Raw genomic sequence first — 3,163 nt, 5'->3', positions numbered from 1 at the left:
TGACGGGCTTTCCTGACGGACTTGCTAATAACAAATAAATCAAAATCTATGCTGATATATTCTTTCATAGAATAATAAATCGGCGTATGGTGATCGTACGCCTGAAGTCTTCCTTCGTTTCGACTCGCAGGACACGCTTGAATGTATCGGTACGACACTTACGACCAGACGCTCGTCGATGAACGCGTCGTCCAGTTCCGGGACCAGATGGATCGTTATCTGGCCGGACGCCTCGGCGAGGACGAGTTCCGTCCCCTGCGCCTGCAGAATGGCCTCTATATCCAGAAGCATGCGCCCATGCTGCGTATCGCCATTCCCTACGGTATGCTCTCGAGTGTTCAGCTGCGGCGCCTGGCGGCGATCACCCGTCGTTACGATCGCGGCTATGGCCACTTCACCACCCGCCAGAACCTGCAGCTGAACTGGCCGGCCCTGGAGGATGTGCCCGACATCCTCGGTGAGCTCGCCGAGGTCCAGATGCATGCGATTCAGACCAGTGGCAACTGCATTCGCAATACGACCAGCGATCAGTTTGCCGGCATCGCCGGCGACGAAGTGGAAGACCCTCGCCCCTGGTGCGAACTGATTCGCCAGTGGTCGACCCTGCATCCGGAATTCGCCTTCCTGCCGCGCAAGTTCAAGATCGCCGTCTCCGGCGCTGCCGCCGACCGGGCCGCCATCCAGGTCCATGACATCGGCCTGCGGCTCTGGCAAGACGCGCATGGCGAACTGAAGGTCAAGGTGCTTGCCGGTGGTGGTCTGGGTCGTACACCCATGATCGGCGATGTCGTCTGCGAAGACCTTCCCTGGCAGCATCTGCTGACCTACCTCGAGGCCTGTGTTCGTGTCTACAACCAGTTCGGCCGTCGTGACAACAAGTTCAAGGCCCGCATCAAGATCCTGGTCAAGGCACTGGGCATCGAGGAATTCCGCCGCCGTGTCGACGCCGAGTGGGCGCACATCAAGGACGGTCCCCAGACCCTGACGGAAGCCGCCGTCGAGGCGGCGCGTACCCATTTCTCCGAACCTTCGCGTCGTCCGGTGGCCGATGACGCCATCGCCGATTTCGAACGCCAGCGTGGTCAGGACCGTGCCTTTTCCCGCTTCGTCACGAACAACGTCACCGACCACCGTGTGCCGGGCTACAAGGCCGTCACCCTCTCTCTGAAGCGCCGCGACCACGCCCCCGGCGATGTCACCGCCGACCAGCTGGAGGCAGTCGCCGACCTCGCCGAGCGCTTCAGCTTCAGCGAGGTTCGCGTCACCCATGAGCAGAATCTGGTGCTTTCCGATGTTCCCGTGGACGAGCTCGACACCCTGTGGCGGGAACTGGATGGTCTCGGCATGGCCAATCCCACCGTGGGGACGCTCAACGACATCATCTGCTGTCCCGGCGGGGATTTCTGCAGCCTGGCCAATGCCGTATCGATCCCCATCGCCCAGGCTCTCCAGGCGCGTTTCGAGGATCTCGATTTCCTCTATGACCTCGGCCCCCTGGATCTCAATATCTCGGGCTGCATGAATGCCTGCGGCCACCACCATGTCGGCCATATCGGTATCCTTGGCGTAGACAAGAAGGGCGAGGAGTACTACCAGATCTCCCTGGGCGGCAATTCGACCGATGACGCCTCCCTGGGCAAGATTCTCGGTCCCTCCTTCTCCCGCGAGGATGTCCCCGGGGTCATCGACCAGCTCCTCAAGGTCTATGTCCAGCAACGTCATGAGGATGAGCGCTTCCTGGATACCTATCGACGAATCGGCCTCAAGCCCTTCAAGGAGCGGGTCTATGCAAGATGAGCCTCAACTGGAACCCGGCCGGACCCTGATCAAGCTGGGCCAGCCGAAGCAGGATGACTGGGCGCTCTCTCGCGACGAGGCCCGCCTCCCTGATCGGCGGCGTCCGGTCATCGTGCCCCTGTCACTGTGGCGTGACCGGTCGGCCGATGCCGCTCTGGCCCCCTGGCTGGCCAGCGATACCGAACTCAATGAGGCGCTGGCCACGATACTCGCCAGCGCCCCCCTGGTGGCCATCGATTTTCCGGCTTTCACGGATGGTCGCGGCTACACCCTGGCTCGTCTGCTGAGGGAGCGTTACGGCTATCCCGGCGAGATCCGTGCCATCGGTGATGTGCTGGTCGACCAGCTCTTCTACATGTCCCGCTGTGGTTTCGATGCCCTGGCACTTCGCGAGGACCAGCACCTGGACGATGCCTTGCGCGCCCTGGGGGCCTTCAGCGTCAGCTACCAGCCCGCAGTGGATCTCAGCGAGCCCCTCTTCAAGCGCCGACTGCGCGAGAATGGCCACGCCTGAGTATCAACCGCGGCGCTTCTGCTGGCGTTCCCGATTGTTGGCTCTTGCCCGTTGACTCTTGCGCAGCATGACCCAGGTGGCACCCAGGCCCCCATCGGCCTGCTGGGCTGAGACATAGGCCTGGACCTCATCGAAACTCGCCAGCCACTTGGCGAGATAGGAGCGCAGCACATTGGGGCCGCTATCGATCTCGCGGCCTCGTCCATGGATGATCAGTACGGAGCGCAGGTCATGGGCGTAGGCGTCGTGGATGAAGGGCGGCAGGAGACGCCGACATTCCGCCAGGGGAAGGCGCAGCAGATGCAGGCGCGCCTGGGCGCTGTAGCCGCCCTGCCTGAGGCGGTCGACCATGCCCTGCTGGATACCGTCACGATGGAATTCCACGGGATCGTGCGGGGGCAGGAGATCCACGAAGTCATCCGAGAGGAAATCCCGGCTCGCCAGTTGGGCGGCGGCACACTCCCGTCTGGCCAGTTGGGCCTCGGTGGGACGGCTGGTTTTCCTGCCGGGATCGGCTTGGTTTCGCTGCCGCTTTATCGGACGGACGTCATCCATCAGGGCCCGGAAATCCAGATCATCGCGTTTGGCTTGGGTCATGGGCCCCTCCGAGTCGTCAAGGATTCTCCCATCCTAGCAGAGGCGCTTGGCTGGCTTAAGCCGGACAAGGACGAGTCGCCCTGTCAGGCTGGGATCCTGCGTTTCAATGTGGAGTCCAGATGTCACGCTTTCGCCTCTTCCTGATGACCCTTCTCGGCCTGCCGTTGGCCATCGCCGGCTGGCTCTGGTTGACCATGCTCAGCCCCTTTACCTACGACCGCCCCGAGGATCTGGCGCCCATCACCGCGGGCCCCC

At 62.5% G+C, this 3,163-nt stretch carries 3 protein-coding genes; 2 read left to right on the top strand and 1 reads right to left on the bottom strand.

The genetic code is table 11. The features are described from left to right. Window positions 1-141: 141 nt before the first annotated feature. Window positions 142-1,797 (top strand): nitrite/sulfite reductase, encoded by a 1,656-nt coding sequence (locus tag ACESMD_RS05215; protein ID WP_372610994.1) that lies wholly within the window; start codon window positions 142-144, stop codon window positions 1,795-1,797. Further along, window positions 1,787-2,311, top strand: a complete 525-nt coding sequence (locus ACESMD_RS05210; protein ID WP_372610992.1) for a DUF934 domain-containing protein — start codon at window positions 1,787-1,789, stop codon at window positions 2,309-2,311. Before ACESMD_RS05215 ends, ACESMD_RS05210 begins: the two co-directional genes overlap by 11 nt. Before the next feature lie 3 nt (window positions 2,312-2,314). Here the strand turns inward: ACESMD_RS05210 and smrA are convergent, their stop codons facing one another. Then, the gene (smrA, locus tag ACESMD_RS05205; protein WP_372610990.1) at window positions 2,315-2,908 is read right to left on the bottom strand and encodes a DNA endonuclease SmrA; all 594 of its coding nucleotides are present in this window, start codon (window positions 2,906-2,908) and stop codon (window positions 2,315-2,317) included. Window positions 2,909-3,163 lie beyond the last annotated feature (255 nt).

It is taken from the genome of Halomonas sp. (assembly GCF_041689495.1).
Taxonomy (GTDB): Bacteria; Pseudomonadota; Gammaproteobacteria; order Pseudomonadales; family Halomonadaceae; genus Halomonas.
The sequence above is the reverse complement of the archived record's forward strand: the minus strand, read 5'-3'. Positions and strand labels throughout refer to the sequence as shown.